This window comes from Rhodoferax sp., assembly GCF_013297935.1.
GTDB lineage: Bacteria > Pseudomonadota > Gammaproteobacteria > Burkholderiales > Burkholderiaceae_C > Allorhodoferax.
The window spans coordinates 392,246-409,427 of sequence record NZ_JAAFIX010000002.1; the positions used below are offsets into that span (position 1 = coordinate 392,246).

Here is a 17,182-nt window from a genome sequence, read left to right on the forward strand (position 1 = left end):
AGATCAAGAGTTCTCGAGGATGATGCCCTCGATCACATTGGCAACGTCTTCACACTTGTCGGTAATGGTTTCCAGCAACTCATAGATGGCTTTGAGCTTGATCAGTTCACGGACATCTTCCTGCTCGCGGAACAATTTGCTCATGGCAGTGCGCATGACCCGGTCGGCATCGGACTCCAGCCGGTCAATCTCTTCGCAGGTTTTGAGCGCTGCCTCGGCCGTAGCATGGTCAGCGATATCGGCCAGTAGCTTCACCGCGTCACGCAGGCGCTCGCAGCATTTCACGCTGAGGTCGGTCAATCGAACGATCTCTTCGGTCATGACGCGCACGTCGTACAGTGCCATCGTTTCTGCGGAGTCTTGAATCAGATCCGCCACGTCGTCCATGGTGTTGATCAAGGAGTGGATCTGCTCCCGGTCAATGGGGGTGATGAAGGTGATGTGAATCGCCTTGTTCACCTCATGCGTCACACGGTCTGCAGCGCGTTCGGCGTCATCTACTTCCTGGTTGTATTTCGCGCGAAGATCAGCGTCGCTGTAGTTGGCCACGAGCCGCGAAAAGGCTTGGGCGGCCTCCACGATGCGATCCGCATGCTGATTGAACATCTCAAAAAAATTGCCTTCACGAGGCAACAACTTTCCAAAAAACATGCGGGACTCCTAACGGCTGAATATGACAGTCGGATGACTGATTTATGAACGCCTGCGAGTTTAACCGCCTATGGCCCTGCGAGTTTCAGGGGGTTATCACGCTCACGGAGTCCGGAAAATGAAGTACACCGCACCCACCATGCACAGGCCAGCCCAAACGAAGTCCAGCTTGAAGGGCTGCTTCAGGTAAATCATGGCGAAGGGCAAAAACACCGCCAGCGTGATCACCTCTTGCATGATTTTGAGTTGGGCGATGCTGAAGCCCGCTTGCTGAAACCCGATGCGGTTCGCGGGCACCTGCAATAAATATTCAAACAAAGCGATACCCCAACTCACCATCGCAGCGGTGTACCAAGGCGCCGTGGCGAGACTTTTTAAGTGCCCGTACCACGCAAAGGTCATAAAGATATTGCTGGCCACTAACAAGAGAATTGTTTGGGCGGAAAGAGGTATCTGGGTCAGAATTTGCATCTTTAAATTATCGGGCAGCCGCAAATGAAAAGCCCCGCGGGCAGAGCCGACGGGGCTTCAAGGGCCCGCAAGGGCCATTAAGCGATAGATCGCTTACTTCACTGTCGCTGCGGACTCGGTGTAGTCGCTGATCTTGTCAAAGTTCAGGTACTGGTACACCTTGTCGCTAGCGGCAGTCAACACGCCCATGTCGGCCAGGTACTCTTCCTTGGTAGGAATACGACCCAGCTTAGAGCAGATAGCCGCCAACTCAGCTGAGCCGAGGTACACATTGCTGTTCTTGCCCAAGCGGTTGGGGAAGTTACGAGTAGACGTAGAGAACACCGTAGCGCCCTCTTTCACCTGCGCCTGGTTACCCATGCACAGGCTACAGCCCGGCATTTCCATGCGGGCACCCGCGCCACCCAGCACACCGTAGTGGCCTTCGTCGCTCAGCTGCTTGGCGTCCATCTTGGTGGGTGGTGCAATCCACAGCTTGACCGGAATATCGCGCTTGCCTTCCATCAGCTTCGACGCTGCACGGAAGTGACCGATGTTGGTCATGCAGGAGCCGATGAACACTTCATCGATCTTGGCGCCGGCAACTTCAGCCAATGTCTTCACATCGTCCGGATCGTTAGGGCAGGCCACGATAGGCTCATGGATGTCGGCCAGGTCGATTTCGATGACCGCTGCGTAGTCTGCATCGGCGTCGCCCTTGAGCAACTCAGGGTTCTGGAGCCAGGCTTCCTGGGCGGCAATACGACGACCCAAAGTGCGCGCATCGGCGTAGCCATTGGCAATCATCCACTTCATCATGGTGATGTTGCTGGTGACGTACTCCATGATCGGCTCTTTGTTCAGGTGCACAGTGCAACCCGCAGCGGAGCGCTCGGCAGAGGCATCGGACAACTCAAACGCTTGCTCAACCTTCAGATCCGGCAGACCTTCGATTTCGAGAATACGGCCGGAGAAAATGTTTTTCTTGCCCTTCTTCTCCACGGTCAGCAAACCTGCCTTGATGGCGTACAAAGGAATCGCATTCACCAGGTCACGCAAGGTCACGCCGTTCTGCATCTTGCCCTTGAAGCGCACCAACACCGACTCTGGCATGTCCAATGGCATCACGCCAGTCGCGGCAGCAAACGCGACCAAACCGGAACCTGCGGGGAAGCTGATACCGATAGGGAAACGGGTGTGGCTGTCGCCACCGGTGCCCACGGTATCAGGCAACAACATGCGGTTGAGCCAAGAGTGAATCACACCGTCACCGGGGCGCAAGGACACGCCGCCACGGGTGCTGATGAAGTCAGGCAGTTCGTGGTGCATCTTCACGTCCACGGGCTTGGGGTAAGCCGCGGTGTGGCAGAAAGACTGCATCACCAAGTCGGCCGAGAAGCCCAGGCAAGCTAGGTCTTTCAGCTCGTCGCGGGTCATCGGGCCGGTGGTGTCTTGCGAGCCGACCGAGGTCATCTTGGGTTCGCAGTAAGTACCGGGGCGCACGCCCTCGCCTTCGGGGAGACCGCAAGCGCGGCCGACCATCTTCTGCGCCAGGCTGAAACCCTTCTTGGTGTCAACCGGGTTCTGCGGCAGGCGGAACAGGGTGGAAGGCTTCAATCCCAGCGCTTCACGAGCCTTGGCGGTGAGGCCACGACCGATGATCAGGGGAATACGGCCACCGGCACGCACTTCGTCAAACAAGACTTCGCTCTTGACGGTGAATTCAGAGATGACCTGGCCGTCCTTCAAGGCTTTGCCTTCGTAGGGGCGCAGCTCGACCACGTCGCCCATGTTCATGGCATTCACATCCAGCTCGATGGGCAGAGCGCCGGCATCTTCCATGGTGTTGTAAAAGATAGGAGCGATCTTGGTGCCTAGGCACACGCCACCGAAACGCTTGTTCGGCACATAGGGAATGTCTTCACCGGTGAACCACAGCACGGAGTTGGTCGCAGACTTGCGGCTGGAGCCGGTGCCCACCACGTCGCCCACGTAGGCCACGAGGTTGCCACGGGCGCGCAGGTCTTCAATGAACTTGACCGGACCGCGCTTGCCATCTTCCTCGGGGGTGATGCCGTCGCGCTTGTTCTTGAGCATGGCCAAGGCGTGCAACGGAATGTCGGGGCGGCTCCATGCGTCAGGCGCGGGAGACAGATCGTCCGTGTTGGTTTCGCCGGTGACTTTCAAAATAGTCACGGTAATGCTTTTCGGCACTTCAGGGCGGCTGGTGAACCACTCGGCATCGGCCCAGCTTTGCAGCACGGCCTTGGCGAATGTGTTGCCCTTGTCGGCCTTTTCTTTAACGTCGTGGAACTGATCAAACATCAGCAAGGTCTTTTTCAGGCCTTCAGCGGCTTCAGCAGCCACAGCAGCGTCGTCCAGCAAATCAACCATGGGGCTGATGTTGTAGCCGCCCAGCATGGTGCCCAGCAGCTCAGTGGCGCGTGCGCGGGAGATCAAGGCGCATTTTTCAGTGCCATGGGCCACGGCAGCCAGGTAGCTGGCTTTGACTTTGGCGGCGTCATCCACACCGGCAGGAACGCGGTGGGTAATCAGCTCCACCAAAGTTGCTTCTTCGCCAGCAGGAGGCGACTTGAGCAACTCGATCAGTTCACCAGTCTGTTTGGCAGACAACGGCAAGGGGGGAATGCCCAACGCAGCGCGTTCAGCTACATGGTCTCGGTAAGCTTGCAACATCTTCACTCTCCTTCAGAAAAACAACAAAAACTCAATCTAGCCCTTACAGGTAAAGCGCTAGACGCTATCTATTTAGCAGCAACCGACTCCAACAAACCGGGCGCTGGATCCCGCTCCATTGCCAAAGCAACCGCCTGCTGCGCTGGGCTCATGCAGGCGTCTGCGAGACGGCGCCCCTGGCGTTGGTCCATTAACATCGACTTGTTGGACAACTGCAGCCACACGGCGCCGCGCTTGGTGTCTTCCAAGCGGATAGCACCGGTGGTGGTCACCACCGGCTGCATCACAAACTTTTGCGCACCAGCCTGAACATCAAAATGTCCGGGCCATGTAGGGTGGGGTTGGACAGACACCCGCTGAGCCAACTCGCAAGGCACATGCCCGGTAGTGACCCGACCTGCCAAGTCCAATTGCGCGTCAGTCAACGCGGGTGGCAAGTTCTGCGCATTGACCGGCGACTTTGCCGCGACCGGGGTTTGCGCTCGCTTCACCGGCACCCCACTCCCGGCAGTGTTGGCTGCTGCTGCGCCCGCAAATAGCGCCAGGACAAAAGCACACACCGCGGTCAAAACTCGTTGGAAGACCATCACTGCACCTCCAGGGAGACTGCGGACGCAAAAAAGCCCGCCACTGTGTCTGGTAAAGCGACGCCGGTAGCGTGTGCACGCTCCAGCACTTGCCAAAAAAACCGGTAACTCGCCCGGTCGTGCAGCACACCGCCCACAGACACCGGACCCCAATCTGCACCGGCTGCGGCCTCCAAGATGCGGGCAGCCTGTTCAACCTCACGCTGTTCGGGGGCGAAAGCCTGCACGATGGGACGGATTTGATCCGGATGGATGCTCCACATCCGGGTGTAACCCAAAGCGCGGGAAGCAAATCGCGCCGAGCGAATCAGGGCGGACACGTCTTTGAACTCGGTCACCACACAATGTGACGGCACTTTGCCAAAGGCGTGGCACGCGCTGGCGATTTCGGCTTTGGCACGCACCACCAAAGGATGGTGAAACTGATCCAGAGTCTCTGCATCCGACGCTGCACGCACCCCCATGGCTGCTGCAGGAATTGCACCGCCGTGGCTGGACACAAAGTCCATCAACCCGAAGCTGACTGACTGCACCCGTGGATGGGCAGCGATGTCAAACACCCGGTGAACCGCCGCCGGAGATTCAATCAGCACATGCAGTGGCAAGGCGCGGGCCGCAGCCCCTAGAGCGTCGATGGCGCTTGCCGCCACATCGAGATCCGCCACGGACTCCACTTTGGGAAGCATCACGTAGCTCAGTGCCTTTGCTGCACCGCCCACCACGGTTTGGACGTCTTGCAAAAAAGCCGGGTGATCCACCGCATGCAAGCGGGCACCCACACGGCGAGACAGGCCCGCTGCTATCAAATCAGGAGCTGCTTGCGCAACATTGGCGAGGGCTACAACCATATTTGCATGGTCAAACTCGCCCCCAACCGGTGCCCCGTCTTCGCAGTCCAAGGTGACGTCGAAGACACAGGCACCAAACTCCAAGGTCATATCTGCCTGCAGTTGCAGGCTTTTGACCATGCGGGGTTCCACCCCGCTGTAATGGTCACACACCGGCAATATGCCGGCAGCACCCTGCGCACCTAAAAGGATGTCGCGAGGATGCTTCACGGTGGGTGCCGGTGCGTGGGCCAAGGATTACAGCAGGTGCTTCACGCCGTCTTGTTCGCCCTGGAGCTCAGCCAAGGTCTTGTTGATGCACTCTTGGGAGAATGCGTCAATTTCCAGGCCTTCAACGATTTTGTATTCGCCGTTAGCGCAAGTTACGGGGTAACCGAACATGACTTCCTTGGGGATGCCGTATTCGCCACCGGATGGAATGCCCATGGTGACCCACTTGCCGTTGGTGCCCAGTGCCCAATCGCGCATGTGGTCGATCGCTGCGTTGGCAGCAGATGCTGCAGAAGACAAACCACGGGCGGCGATGATGGCTGCGCCACGCTTGCCCACGGTGGGCAGGAATGTTTCGCGGTTCCAGGTTTCGTCGTTGATCATGTCTTTGACCGACTGGCCGCCGATGGTGGCGAAACGGTAGTCAGCGTACATGGTGGGAGAGTGGTTGCCCCACACGGCCAAGTTTTCGATGTCAGCCACGGCCTTACCGGTCTTGGCAGCTAATTGGCTGGCAGCGCGGTTGTGGTCCAGGCGCAGCATGGCGGTGAAGTTCTTGGCTGGCAGATCAGGAGCGGCCTTCATGGCGATGTAGGCGTTGGTGTTGGCAGGGTTGCCCACCACCAGCACGCGCACGTCGCGGGAAGCCACGGCGTTCAGGGCCTTGCCTTGGGTCGTAAAGATGGCGCCGTTGATGGCGAGCAACTCTGCACGCTCCATACCGGGGCCACGGGGACGGGAGCCGACCAACAGTGCGTAATCGGTGTCCTTGAAGGCAGTCATGGGGTCAGAGTGCGCTTCGATACCCACCAACAGGGGGAATGCGCAGTCTTCCAGTTCCATGATCACGCCTTTGAGCGCGTTCTGAGCCTTTTCGTCAGGGATTTCGAGCAGTTGCAAGATGACGGGCTGGTCTTTGCCCAACATTTCGCCGGAGGCGATGCGAAACAGAAGGGCGTAACCGATTTGACCTGCTGCGCCTGTAACGGCAACGCGGACGGGTTTCTTGCTCATGGTAAAACTCCAGGAAGTGTTGAGAAAACGGTGACTGCGCAGCGCCCGCAACATGCCTTGCTGCGCTGCAGAATGCCTCCGAGTTTACCCTCGAATTTAATGCGCAGTCAATTTGTCTTATGTCTTATATAAGATATGATTAGGCACTTTTTGAGTCTGACTCGCAGCTGACATTTACGCCCTCATCATGCCCGCAAACATCCCCCTTTTGAACGACAGTGCCACTGGCGCAACTGCCGATCAGGGCTTGCCAGCGGGCACACCGGCCTTCAGCCCGCTCTACCAGCAGATCAAAGCACTCATTCTTCAAAGCTTGCAGAGCGGCGAGTGGAAACCCAGCACCGCCATCCCCAGCGAACAAGAGCTGGCCACCCGCTACCGGGTGAGCCAAGGCACCGTGCGCAAAGCCATTGACGAACTGGCGGCAGAAAACCTGGTGGTCCGCCGCCAGGGCAAAGGAACTTTTGTCGCAACGCACGCCGAGCGCCACACCCAGTACCGTTTTTTGCGTCTCGTCCCCGAAGGTGGCGAGCACACCCATGAAGGTCCGGCGGCCCGACGCATCATCGATTGCAAGCGCACCCGCGCTGCGGCGGATGTAGCCCGCGCCCTCTCGCTGCGGGCCGGAGACGCGGTGCTCCAAGTGCGCCGGGTTTTGTCTTTTGCCGGCATTCCCACTATTTTGGAAGATCTTTGGCTCCCCGGCGGGCCTTTCAAAGGGCTGACGGCGGAGCGCTTGAACAACTACGACGGCGCGATGTACGCACTTTTTGAAACGGAATTCGGCGTTCGCATGGTGCGGGCAGAAGAAAAGATCAAGGCCGTACTCCCCGACCCCGAACAACGGGAGTTGCTACACATCGGTGCCTATGCACCATTGCTGAGCGTGGAGCGCATTGCTTATACCTACAACGATTTACCCATGGAGCTCCGTCGGGGCTTGTACTTGACCGACACACACTACTATCGAAATGCGCTAAATTGATGCATTGCACCATGCAAGTCCAATGTCAGATTGGTGCGGTGCAATAGAATTTTGGCCTGCAATTTCCAGAATTACAAACACGTTACAACCAAGAAAGCCCATCCATGACTGAGCTCACCTCCACCTCCAAGCGCGCGCGGCCCGAATTCCGCAACATCAACGCGCTGAGTGACCTTCCCACCTACCGCCTACCGCCTGCCGGCTGGGTTTCCATCCTGCACCGCATTAGTGGCGCCATCATGTTCATCTTGATGCCCTTCATCATCTGGATGTTCGACACCTCGGTTTCTTCCGAAATTTCGTTTGCCAAATTCACCAGCGTATTCAGCATCGGGGTGGGCTTTATCCCCGGCTGGTTCGTCAAGCTCGTGGCACTGGCCATCATCTGGGCTTACCTGCACCACTTCATCGCCGGAATGCGCCACTTGTGGATGGACGTCAACCACGCCGTCAGCAAGGAATTCGGTCGCAGCTCGGCGATCGTGACCCTGAGCCTGGGCAGCGTATTGACCTTGGCTCTCGCGCTCAAGCTCTTTGGCGTTTACTAACCTACAACTAAAAAAGGAACCACCTCATGGCAGTAAATTACGGATCCAAACGCGTCGTCGTTGGCGCGCACTACGGCCTGCGTGACTGGTTAGCACAGCGCGTCACCGCTGTGTTGATGGCGCTGTTCACCCTGGTCGTACTGGCGCAAGTGATTTTTTCCAAAGGCCCCATCGGTTACGACAAGTGGGCCGGCATTTTTTCCTCGCAATGGATGAAGTTTTTGACCTTCGCGGTCATCGTTGCCATGCTCTACCACGTGTGGGTGGGCGTGCGCGACATCTGGATGGACTACGTCAAACCGGTCTCCATCCGCTTGTCTTTGCAAGTCTTCTCCATCGTTTGGCTGGTTGGCTGCGCCGGCTGGGCTATCCAGGTTCTGTGGCGTCTTTGATCCCCTCCAACAGGCACTAATTCATGTCTTACTCCGTTTCTAAACGTAAATTCGACGTCGTCATCGTGGGAGCCGGCGGCTCCGGCATGCGCGCATCTCTCCAACTGGCCCGCGCCGGTTTGAACGTGGCTGTGTTGTCCAAAGTGTTCCCCACCCGCTCGCACACTGTGGCAGCGCAAGGCGGGATCGGCGCCTCCTTGGGCAACATGAACGACGACAACTGGCACTACCACTTCTACGACACCGTCAAGGGCTCCGACTGGCTCGGCGACCAAGACGCTATCGAGTTCATGTGCCGGGAAGCCCCCAAGGTCGTGTACGACCTGGAGCACATGGGCATGCCGTTCGACCGCAACCCAGATGGCACCATTTACCAGCGCCCCTTCGGCGGCCACACCGCCAATTACGGCGAGAAGGCTGTGGAGCGTGCTTGCGCGGCAGCCGACCGCACAGGCCACGCCATGTTGCACACGCTGTACCAGCAGAACGTAGCAGCGAAAACCAGTTTCTTCGTGGAGTGGATGGCGCTCGACCTGATCCGCGACGCTGAAGGCGACGTGGTCGGCGTGACCGCACTGGAAATGGAAACCGGCGACATCCACATTCTGGAAGCCAAGACCACTTTGCTGGCCACCGGTGGCGCAGGCCGCATTTTTGCCGCTTCCACCAACGCCTTCATCAACACCGGCGACGGCTTGGGCATGGCAGCGCGCGCTGGCATCCCGCTGGAAGACATGGAGTTCTGGCAGTTCCACCCCACCGGCGTGGCCGGTGCCGGCGTGCTGCTGACTGAAGGCTGCCGTGGCGAAGGTGCCATTTTGCTCAACAGCAATGGCGAACGCTTCATGGAGCGCTATGCGCCCACCTTGAAAGACTTGGCACCGCGCGACTTCGTGTCCCGCTCCATGGACCAGGAAATCAAGGAAGGCCGTGGCTGCGGCCCTAACAAGGATTACGTGCTCTTGAAGCTGGACCACTTGGGTGCTGAAACCATCCACAAGCGCCTGCCATCGGTGTACGAAATCGGCGTGAACTTCGCCAACGTGGACATCACCAAAGAGCCTATCCCCGTGGTGCCGACCATTCATTACCAGATGGGCGGAATCCCCACCAACGTGAACGGCCAAGTCGTCATCCAGAATGGCGACGTCCACAACCAGGTGGTGAACGGCCTCTACGCTGTGGGCGAATGCTCCTGCGTGTCGGTACACGGTGCGAACCGCTTGGGCACCAACTCCCTGTTGGACTTGCTGGTGTTCGGCCGCGCGGCTGGCAACCACATCGTCAACTACATCAAAGGCAGCAAAGAGCACAAGCCTCTGCCCAAAGACGCTGCAGACCGCACGCTGGAGCGCGTGTCCCGTCTGGACAACGCCAAGAGCGGCGAGTACGCTCAAGACGTTGCCAATGACATGCGCGCCTCTATGCAGCAACACGCCGGCGTGTTCCGCACCCAGAAGAGCATGGACGAAGGTGTGGTCAAGATCGCTGCACTGCGCGAGCGCGTCAATGCCATCAACCTCAAAGACAAGTCCAAGGTCTTCAACACCGCGCGCATCGAAGCGCTGGAAGTAGAAAACCTGATCGAAGCTGCCCAAGCCACCATCGTGTCCGCTGCCGCGCGCCACGAGAGCCGCGGCGCCCACACGGTGGACGACTATGGCGATACAGCTGAGAACCCCAATGGCCGTAACGACAAAGAGTGGCACAAGCACACGCTGTGGTACAGCGAAGGCAACCGCTTGTCCTACAAGCCCGTGCAGATGAAGCCTTTGACTGTGGACTCCGTGCCACTCAAGGTTCGTACGTTCTAAAGCGAGATCCAGATCATGACCAAACGCACTTTCTCCATCTACCGCTACGATCCGGACAAGGACGCCAAGCCTTACATGCAGGACATCGAGGTCGAACTTGATGGTTCCGAACGCATGTTGTTGGACGCCCTGATGAAGCTCAAGGCCATCGACCCGACCATCTCCTTCCGCCGCTCCTGCCGCGAAGGTGTTTGCGGCTCTGACGCCATGAACATCAATGGCAAAAACGGTCTGGCTTGCCTGACCAACATGTTGACGCTGCCGGGCAAGATTGTGCTCAAGCCACTGCCGGGCCTGCCAGTCATTCGCGACCTGATCGTCGACATGACCCAGTTCTTCAAGCAGTACAACTCGATCAAGCCTTACTTGATCAATGACACCGTGCCGCCTGAAAAAGAGCGCCTGCAGTCGCCCGAAGAGCGCGAAGAGCTCAACGGCCTGTACGAGTGCATCTTGTGCGCCAGCTGCTCCACTAGCTGCCCGAGCTTCTGGTGGAACCCCGATAAGTTCGTCGGCCCTGCCGGCTTGCTGCAGGCCTACCGCTTCATTGCGGACAGCCGCGACCAAGCCACCGGCGAACGTCTGGACAACTTGGAAGATCCTTACCGTTTGTTCCGCTGCCACACCATCATGAACTGTGTTGACGTCTGTCCTAAGGGATTGAATCCCACCAAAGCCATCGGCAAGATCAAGGAAATGATGGTCCTGCGTGCTGTTTAACGCAGACCACGGTACACGCGCATGACTGAAGAAAAAATCGATGAGCGGGGTCTCAGCAAGCTGCAATGGCGTTGCCGGCGTGGCCTGCTGGAGAACGACTTGTTCATCGAGCGCTTTTTTCGCCGGCACAGCGAGACCTTGACGGTCCGCCATGCCGACGCCCTGTCTGCGCTCATGGACCTGAGCGACAACGACCTGCTCGATGTACACCTGGCACGAAAAACGCTGTCACAAGTGGACGCTGCACTCGACCGTGCGGATGTCCATGAAGTTTTGAAAATGTTGAGAGAACCTCTCTGAAAGGCGAAAGATGAAACTAGCTGATAACAAAGCCACCCTGTCGTTCAGTAACGGCAGTCCTAGCGTGGAAATGCCCGTGTACCAGGGCAACATCGGACCGGATGTGATCGACATCCGCAAGCTTTACGCCCAGACCGGCATGTTCACTTATGACCCCGGTTTTCTCTCCACAGCATCCTGCCAATCCGGTATCACTTACATCGACGGCGACAAGGGCGAACTGCTGTACCGCGGCTACCCCATTGAGCAGTTGGCCACCAACGTCGACTACCTCGACACTTGCCACCTGTTGCTGAAGGGCGAACTGCCCAACGCTACCGAGCGCGTGGATTTCCACAAACTCGTGACCAACCACACCATGGTCAACGAGCAGATGCAGTTCTTCCTGCGTGGCTTCCGCCGCGACGCGCACCCTATGGCCGTGTTGACCGGCTTGGTGGGCGCTCTGTCTGCGTTCTATCACGACAGCACCGACATCAACAATCCTGAGCACCGCGATATTTCTGCGATCCGTCTGATCGCCAAAATGCCAACGCTGGTCGCTATGGCCTACAAGTACGGCGTGGGTCAGCCCTTCATGTACCCGCAGAACGACCTGAGCTACTCCGGCAACTTCCTGCGCATGATGTTCGGCACACCGTGCGAAGAGTACAAGGTCAACCCCGTGATCGAACGTGCGATGGACCGCATCTTCATCCTGCACGCTGACCACGAGCAAAACGCTTCGACCTCCACCGTACGCCTGTGCGGTTCTTCCGGCACCAACCCGTTTGCAGCGATTGCAGCCGGCGTGGCCTGCTTGTGGGGCCCGGCACACGGCGGCGCGAACGAAGCCTGCCTGAACATGCTGGAAGACATTCAGCGCCAAGGCGGTGTGTCCAAGGTCGGTCAGTTCATGGAACAGGTCAAGGACAAAAACTCCGGCGTCAAGCTCATGGGCTTCGGTCACCGCGTTTACAAGAACTACGACCCCCGCGCCAAGCTCATGCAGGAAACCTGCAACGAAGTGCTGGAAGCCCTCGGCTTGCAGAACGACCCCCTGTTCAAGCTCGCCAAGGAACTCGAGAAAATTGCACTGGAAGACGACTACTTCGTCCAGCGCAAGCTCTACCCCAACGTGGACTTCTACTCCGGTATCGTGCAGCGCGCTATCGGCATCCCTGTGAACCTGTTCACCGGTATCTTCGCTTTGGCCCGTACCGTGGGCTGGATTGCCCAGCTGAACGAAATGATCAGTGACTCCGAGTACAAGATCGGCCGCCCACGCCAGTTGTTCACCGGTTCCGTCAAGCGTGACGTCAAGCCTCTGAACCAGCGCTAAGCCCTCCCCGGCTGGCCCCGAAACCCCGCCGCCTGCAAAGGCCGCGGGGTTTTTTAATGAAATAGCACTCCAGCCCAAGCGCCATCTGCGCCAGACGCTACTGATTTCATAGCACTCTGCAACTCTAGGCCCATGAGCGTTAGCCCTGTGGCCTTCATCGGCCAAGAAACATGGCATCGCTAATTGCGATGGCGCAATCATCAATAAGTGGGAAAATTGCACCATCACATCGTATTTAACGATGTAGCTGCTCAATGACGCCCACCGACCGCCCCCTTACCCGCCGCATGGACCTGACATCGCTTCAGATGTTTGTGGCCGTCTGTGAAACCGGCAGTATCGGCAAGGCGGCAGAGCGCGAATTCATTGCACCGTCCGCGCTCAGCAAGCGACTCAGCGACTTGGAATTGGCATTGGGCAGCCCGCTGCTCCAACGCCATTCCCGCGGAGTGCACCCCACGCCGGCGGGCCAAAGTTTGTTGCACCATGCGCGCAGCGTGCTGTTCAGTCTGGAGCGCATGCACTCCGAGTTGAACGAATACGCCGATGGCGCGCGCGGCCAGGTGCGCATCCACGCCAGCATCTCGGCCACCGTGCAGTTTCTGCCGGAGGACTTGGGGGCTTTCATCCACGCACATCAAGGCATCCGGATTGACCTGGAAGAACACCTGAGCACCGAAGTCATCCGGGCCGTGCAAGAGGGTGCTGCCGACCTCGGAATATGCAACACCGCCGATGGCGTGGGGGAGCTGCAAACCCGGCCCTACCGCCATGACCAGTTGGTCCTCATCGTGCCCAGCCCCCATGCCTTGGCGCGCGAATCCGCGGTAGCGTTTGCGGACACGCTCGCGCTGGACCATGTGGGGCTGCACTCCAACAGCTCTATCTATGTGGCCATGCGGCAAGCAGCCGCCCAGCTGGGCCAAAGCATCAAGCTGCGAATTCAGGTCACTGGGCTGGACGCCATGTGCCGCATGATCCACAACGGACTGGGCGTGGGCGTCATGCCCCTGCGCGCATTCACCCTCATGCACAACACCGGCGCACTGACTGCCGTGCCTCTCTCGGACTCTTGGGCCCACCGCCGTATCGAGCTGGTGGCCCGCGACTTCTCGACCCTGCCGCGCAGTGCGCGGCTGCTGGTCGACCACCTAAAATCGTCTCTCTAAAGGAAGCACACCCATGGCCACTGGTTCACGCACGCTCTACGACAAACTCTGGGACGACCACGTCGTCCACACCGAAGACGATGGCACCTCCATCCTCTATATCGACCGCCATTTGGTCCACGAAGTCACCAGCCCCCAAGCGTTTGAAGGCTTGCGCGAAACCAAGCGCAAGGTCTGGCGTGTGAGCTCCATCGTGGCCACCGCGGACCACAACACCCCGACCACCGGCTGGGAACTGGGTTACGACGGCATCACCGACCCCACCAGCAAAGAACAGGTCACCACGCTGGACAGCAACATCAAAGAGTTTGGTGCTGCGGCGTTTTTCCCCTTCTTGTCCAAGCGCCAAGGCATCGTGCACGTCATGGGGCCTGAGAACGGTGCCACCCTGCCCGGTATGACCGTGGTGTGCGGCGACTCCCACACCTCCACCCACGGTGCCTTCGGGGCGCTGGCCCACGGTATCGGCACCAGCGAGGTCGAGCACGTCATGGCCACGCAAACCCTGCTGGCCAAAAAAGCCAAGAACATGCTGGTGAAGGTGGAAGGCACTGTCGCCCCCGGCATTACCGGTAAAGACATTGTGCTGGCCATCATCGGCAAAATCGGGACCGCAGGCGGCACCGGCTACACCATGGAGTTCGGCGGCTCCGCCATCCGTGCGCTCAGCATGGAAGGCCGCATGACCGTGTGCAACATGGCCATTGAAGCCGGCGCCCGCGCTGGCCTGGTGGCAGTGGACCAAAAGACCATCGATTACGTCAAAGGCCGCCCCCTGGCCCCCGGCGCTAATGCAGCCACACCTGAAGCTGCTGCGGTGGAATGGAACCAAGCGGTTGAGTTCTGGAAGACGCTGCACTCCGACGCTGGCGCCCATTTCGACACCGTGGTCGAGCTGGATGCCACGCAAATCGTGCCGCAAGTCACCTGGGGCACCTCGCCTGAAATGGTGCTCGGGGTGGACGCCTCGGTGCCCGACCCCGACAAAGAAAAAGACGCCAACAAGCGTGGCGCCATTGAACGGGCTCTCACCTACATGGGCCTGGAGCCCGGCAAGGCGCTGAACGATTTGTTCGTCGACAAAGTCTTCATCGGCTCCTGCACCAACAGCCGTATCGAAGACATGCGCGAAGCCGCTGACGTGGTGAAGAAGCTGGGCCAGAAAGTGGCCAAGAACATCAAGCTGGCCATGGTCGTGCCCGGCTCCGGCTTGGTAAAAGAGCAGGCCGAGCGCGAGGGTCTGCACGAGATCTTCAAGGCGGCCGGCTTTGAATGGCGCGAACCCGGCTGCTCCATGTGCCTGGCTATGAACGCCGATCGGCTGGAGCCCGGCGAGCGATGCGCATCCACCAGCAACCGCAACTTCGAAGGCCGCCAAGGCGCCGGTGGTCGCACCCACCTGGTGAGCCCTGCCATGGCGGCCGCTGCTGCCATTCATGGCCATTTTGTTGATATCCGCAAGTTCGCCTGACCCATTGAAAGGACTGAATATGAAAACCGCACTGATCGCCGCCTGCGCCGCTACCCTGCTGTTGCTGTCGGCCTGCAACACCGTCAAAGGCATGGGACAGGACCTGCAAAAAGCGGGCGAAAAAATTGAAGGCGCTGCCAAGAAATGAAAAACTTTACCGTTCACCAAGGGCTGGTTGCGCCCATGGACCGCGAAAACGTGGACACCGACGCGATCATCCCCAAGCAATTTCTGAAATCCATCCGCAAAACCGGATTCGGCCAAAACCTGTTTGACGAGTGGCGCTACCTGGACGCGGGCTACCCCGGCCAGGACCCCGCCAGCCGCAAACCCAACCCGGACTTTGTGCTCAACCAGCCCCGCTATGCAGGTGCCTCGGTGCTGCTGGCCCGCAAGAACTTCGGCTGCGGCTCCAGCCGCGAGCACGCGCCGTGGGCGATTGACCAATTCGGCTTTCGCGCCATCATCGCGCCGAGCTACGCTGACATTTTTTTTAACAACTGCTTCAAGAACGGCCTGCTGCCTATCGTGTTGAGCGAAGCCCAGGTGGACCAGCTTTTCAACGAAGCGCTGGCATTCCCCGGCTACCAGCTCACCATCGATCTGGAGCGCCAGGTCATCGTGAAGCCCCAGGGCGAAGAAATCCCGTTTGAGGTGCAGGCCTTCCGCAAATACTGTCTGCTCAACGGTTTTGATGACATCGGCCTCACCCTGCGCCACGCCGACAAGATCAAGGCCTTCGAAGCCCAACGTTTGGCACAAAAACCGTGGCTAGCCCATACCATGACTGCGTGAGCAGCTATCAAATTCATAGTATTCAAAGGACATCATGAAAATTGCAGTCTTGCCGGGTGACGGCATCGGTACCGAAATCGTGGCGGAAGCCGTCAAAGTGTTGAAGGCGCTGGACCTGAAGCTGGAAATGGAAACCGCCCTGGTAGGCGGCGTGGCCTACGACGCCCACGGCCACCCCCTGCCCGAAGCCACTCTCAAGCTCGCCAAAGAAGCCGACGCCGTCTTGTTCGGCGCCGTGGGCGACTGGAAGTACGACAAACTGGAGCGCCAATTCCGCCCCGAGCAGGCCATTCTGGGCTTGCGCAAAAACCTGGGCCTGTTTGCCAACTTCCGCCCCGCCATCTGCTACGAGCAGCTCGTGGGCGCCTCCAGCCTCAAGCCCGAGCTGATTGCGGGCCTGGACATCCTCATCATCCGCGAACTGACCGGTGATATTTATTTCGGTAAACCGCGCGGCCGCCGCATTGCCACCGATGGCCATTTCCCCGGTGCTGAAGAAGCGTTTGACACCATGCGCTACAGCCGCCCCGAAATCGAGCGTATTGCGCACGTGGCTTTCCAAGCAGCCCAAAAGCGCAACAAGCGCGTGACCAGCGTCGACAAAAACAACGTGCTGGAAACCTCGCAACTTTGGAAAGACGTGATGGTCGAAATCGGCCAGCAGTACCCCGACGTGGAGCTGGACCACATGTTGGTCGACAACGCCGCCATGCAACTGGTCAAGGCGCCCAAGAAGTTTGACGTGCTGGTCACCGGCAATATGTTTGGCGACATCCTCTCCGACGAAGCCTCCATGCTGACCGGCTCCATTGGCATGCTGCCTTCGGCCAGCCTGAACAGCAGCAACCAGGGCCTGTACGAGCCGAGCCACGGTAGCGCACCCGACATCGCCGGCAAAGGCATTGCCAACCCGCTGGCCACCATCCTGAGCGCGGCCATGATGCTGCGCTTCAGCCTGAACCAGGAAGCTGCGGCCCAGCGCATTGAAGCGGCTGTGCAAAAAGTGCTGGCGCAGGGCTACCGCACCGCCGACATTTACAGTGAAGGCACCACCCGCGTCAGCACCAAAGAGATGGGCGACGCGGTTTTGAAGGCATTGGCGTAATCGCCAAACGCGAGGCGATCTCACGCAATATCGCCTCGCGCATCAAAAGCATTTCAGTCCGCGCGGAGCAAAAAATTCTTGTTTTGCGCTACAATAAAACCCATG

At 58.8% G+C, this 17,182-nt stretch carries 18 protein-coding genes; 12 read left to right on the top strand and 6 right to left on the bottom strand.

Annotated features, from left to right (window positions below):
* Positions 1-3: 3 nt before the first annotated feature.
* The 6 genes from QZW03_RS05100 to QZW03_RS05125 form a co-directional block, all read right to left on the bottom strand.
* Positions 4-651 (bottom strand): DUF47 domain-containing protein, encoded by a 648-nt coding sequence (locus QZW03_RS05100; protein WP_296508883.1) that lies wholly within the window; start codon positions 649-651, stop codon positions 4-6.
* Between the two features lie 102 nt (positions 652-753).
* On the bottom strand, positions 754-1,122 hold the full coding sequence (locus QZW03_RS05105) for a DMT family protein (protein ID WP_296508884.1): 369 nt from the start codon (positions 1,120-1,122) through the stop codon (positions 754-756).
* A 93-nt stretch (positions 1,123-1,215) separates the two neighbouring features.
* A complete protein-coding gene (gene acnB / locus QZW03_RS05110) occupies positions 1,216-3,798 on the bottom strand; it encodes a bifunctional aconitate hydratase 2/2-methylisocitrate dehydratase (protein ID WP_296508885.1) in 2,583 nt (860 codons plus the stop codon).
* A gap of 68 nt (positions 3,799-3,866) precedes the next feature.
* Positions 3,867-4,385 (bottom strand): hypothetical protein, encoded by a 519-nt coding sequence (locus QZW03_RS05115; protein WP_296508886.1) that lies wholly within the window; start codon positions 4,383-4,385, stop codon positions 3,867-3,869.
* On the bottom strand, positions 4,385-5,443 hold the full coding sequence (locus tag QZW03_RS05120) for a CoA ester lyase (RefSeq protein ID WP_296508887.1): 1,059 nt from the start codon (positions 5,441-5,443) through the stop codon (positions 4,385-4,387). The genes QZW03_RS05115 and QZW03_RS05120 overlap by 1 nt, the downstream gene beginning before the upstream one ends.
* Positions 5,444-5,470: 27 nt before the next feature.
* Positions 5,471-6,457 carry a malate dehydrogenase gene (locus QZW03_RS05125; protein WP_296508888.1) on the bottom strand — a complete coding sequence of 329 codons (987 nt, stop codon included), beginning with the start codon at positions 6,455-6,457 and terminating at the stop codon, positions 5,471-5,473.
* A 187-nt stretch (positions 6,458-6,644) separates the two neighbouring features.
* Between QZW03_RS05125 and QZW03_RS05130 the strand changes: the two genes are divergently transcribed.
* The 12 genes from QZW03_RS05130 (at position 6,645) to leuB (ending at position 17,077) form a co-directional block, all read left to right on the top strand.
* On the top strand, positions 6,645-7,442 hold the full coding sequence (locus QZW03_RS05130; protein ID WP_296508889.1) for a GntR family transcriptional regulator: 798 nt from the start codon (positions 6,645-6,647) through the stop codon (positions 7,440-7,442).
* Between the two features lie 104 nt (positions 7,443-7,546).
* The gene (gene sdhC, locus QZW03_RS05135; RefSeq protein WP_296508890.1) at positions 7,547-7,990 is read left to right on the top strand and encodes a succinate dehydrogenase, cytochrome b556 subunit; all 444 of its coding nucleotides are present in this window, start codon (positions 7,547-7,549) and stop codon (positions 7,988-7,990) included.
* A gap of 26 nt (positions 7,991-8,016) precedes the next feature.
* On the top strand, positions 8,017-8,382 hold the full coding sequence (sdhD, locus tag QZW03_RS05140; protein ID WP_296508891.1) for a succinate dehydrogenase, hydrophobic membrane anchor protein: 366 nt from the start codon (positions 8,017-8,019) through the stop codon (positions 8,380-8,382).
* Positions 8,383-8,405: 23 nt separating this feature from the next.
* A complete protein-coding gene (gene sdhA / locus QZW03_RS05145; protein ID WP_296508892.1) occupies positions 8,406-10,196 on the top strand; it encodes a succinate dehydrogenase flavoprotein subunit in 1,791 nt (596 codons plus the stop codon).
* A 15-nt stretch (positions 10,197-10,211) separates the two neighbouring features.
* Complete coding sequence (locus QZW03_RS05150) at positions 10,212-10,916, top strand: succinate dehydrogenase iron-sulfur subunit (RefSeq protein WP_296508893.1); 705 nt, start codon at positions 10,212-10,214, stop codon at positions 10,914-10,916.
* A 21-nt stretch (positions 10,917-10,937) separates the two neighbouring features.
* On the top strand, positions 10,938-11,216 hold the full coding sequence (locus QZW03_RS05155) for a succinate dehydrogenase assembly factor 2 (protein WP_296508894.1): 279 nt from the start codon (positions 10,938-10,940) through the stop codon (positions 11,214-11,216).
* 10 nt (positions 11,217-11,226) lie between these two features.
* The gene (locus QZW03_RS05160; RefSeq protein WP_296508895.1) at positions 11,227-12,537 is read left to right on the top strand and encodes a citrate synthase; all 1,311 of its coding nucleotides are present in this window, start codon (positions 11,227-11,229) and stop codon (positions 12,535-12,537) included.
* Between the two features lie 254 nt (positions 12,538-12,791).
* Positions 12,792-13,706 (top strand): LysR family transcriptional regulator, encoded by a 915-nt coding sequence (locus tag QZW03_RS05165; RefSeq protein ID WP_296508896.1) that lies wholly within the window; start codon positions 12,792-12,794, stop codon positions 13,704-13,706.
* A gap of 13 nt (positions 13,707-13,719) precedes the next feature.
* Entirely contained in the window at positions 13,720-15,177 is a 1,458-nt protein-coding gene (gene leuC / locus QZW03_RS05170; protein ID WP_296508897.1) for a 3-isopropylmalate dehydratase large subunit, read from the top strand.
* Positions 15,178-15,196: 19 nt separating this feature from the next.
* Entirely contained in the window at positions 15,197-15,325 is a 129-nt protein-coding gene (locus tag QZW03_RS05175) for an entericidin A/B family lipoprotein (RefSeq protein WP_296508898.1), read from the top strand.
* Positions 15,322-15,972 carry a 3-isopropylmalate dehydratase small subunit gene (gene leuD / locus QZW03_RS05180; protein ID WP_296508899.1) on the top strand — a complete coding sequence of 217 codons (651 nt, stop codon included), beginning with the start codon at positions 15,322-15,324 and terminating at the stop codon, positions 15,970-15,972. Before QZW03_RS05175 ends, leuD begins: the two co-directional genes overlap by 4 nt.
* A gap of 34 nt (positions 15,973-16,006) precedes the next feature.
* Positions 16,007-17,077, top strand: coding sequence for a 3-isopropylmalate dehydrogenase (leuB, locus tag QZW03_RS05185; RefSeq protein WP_296508900.1), 1,071 nt, complete (start codon positions 16,007-16,009; stop codon positions 17,075-17,077).
* Positions 17,078-17,182: the final 105 nt, after the last annotated feature.

Bases quoted from the DNA above. Each gene is read 5' to 3' on its own strand.
- QZW03_RS05165 (WP_296508896.1), top strand. From the start codon at position 12,792: ATGACGCCCACCGACCGCCCCCTTACCCGCCGCATGGACCTGACATCG.
- QZW03_RS05175 (WP_296508898.1), top strand. From the start codon at position 15,197: ATGAAAACCGCACTGATCGCCGCCTGCGCCGCTACCCTGCTGTTGCTG.
- sdhD (WP_296508891.1), top strand. From the start codon at position 8,017: ATGGCAGTAAATTACGGATCCAAACGCGTCGTCGTTGGCGCGCACTAC.
- sdhA (WP_296508892.1), top strand. From the start codon at position 8,406: ATGTCTTACTCCGTTTCTAAACGTAAATTCGACGTCGTCATCGTGGGA.
- leuC (WP_296508897.1), top strand. From the start codon at position 13,720: ATGGCCACTGGTTCACGCACGCTCTACGACAAACTCTGGGACGACCAC.
- QZW03_RS05160 (WP_296508895.1), top strand. From the start codon at position 11,227: ATGAAACTAGCTGATAACAAAGCCACCCTGTCGTTCAGTAACGGCAGT.
- QZW03_RS05115 (WP_296508886.1), bottom strand. From the start codon at position 4,385: ATGGTCTTCCAACGAGTTTTGACCGCGGTGTGTGCTTTTGTCCTGGCG.
- leuB (WP_296508900.1), top strand. From the start codon at position 16,007: ATGAAAATTGCAGTCTTGCCGGGTGACGGCATCGGTACCGAAATCGTG.
- QZW03_RS05100 (WP_296508883.1), bottom strand. From the start codon at position 651: ATGTTTTTTGGAAAGTTGTTGCCTCGTGAAGGCAATTTTTTTGAGATG.
- leuD (WP_296508899.1), top strand. From the start codon at position 15,322: ATGAAAAACTTTACCGTTCACCAAGGGCTGGTTGCGCCCATGGACCGC.
- QZW03_RS05130 (WP_296508889.1), top strand. From the start codon at position 6,645: ATGCCCGCAAACATCCCCCTTTTGAACGACAGTGCCACTGGCGCAACT.
- QZW03_RS05105 (WP_296508884.1), bottom strand. From the start codon at position 1,122: ATGCAAATTCTGACCCAGATACCTCTTTCCGCCCAAACAATTCTCTTG.
- QZW03_RS05125 (WP_296508888.1), bottom strand. From the start codon at position 6,457: ATGAGCAAGAAACCCGTCCGCGTTGCCGTTACAGGCGCAGCAGGTCAA.
- QZW03_RS05155 (WP_296508894.1), top strand. From the start codon at position 10,938: ATGACTGAAGAAAAAATCGATGAGCGGGGTCTCAGCAAGCTGCAATGG.
- sdhC (WP_296508890.1), top strand. From the start codon at position 7,547: ATGACTGAGCTCACCTCCACCTCCAAGCGCGCGCGGCCCGAATTCCGC.
- QZW03_RS05150 (WP_296508893.1), top strand. From the start codon at position 10,212: ATGACCAAACGCACTTTCTCCATCTACCGCTACGATCCGGACAAGGAC.
- acnB (WP_296508885.1), bottom strand. From the start codon at position 3,798: ATGTTGCAAGCTTACCGAGACCATGTAGCTGAACGCGCTGCGTTGGGC.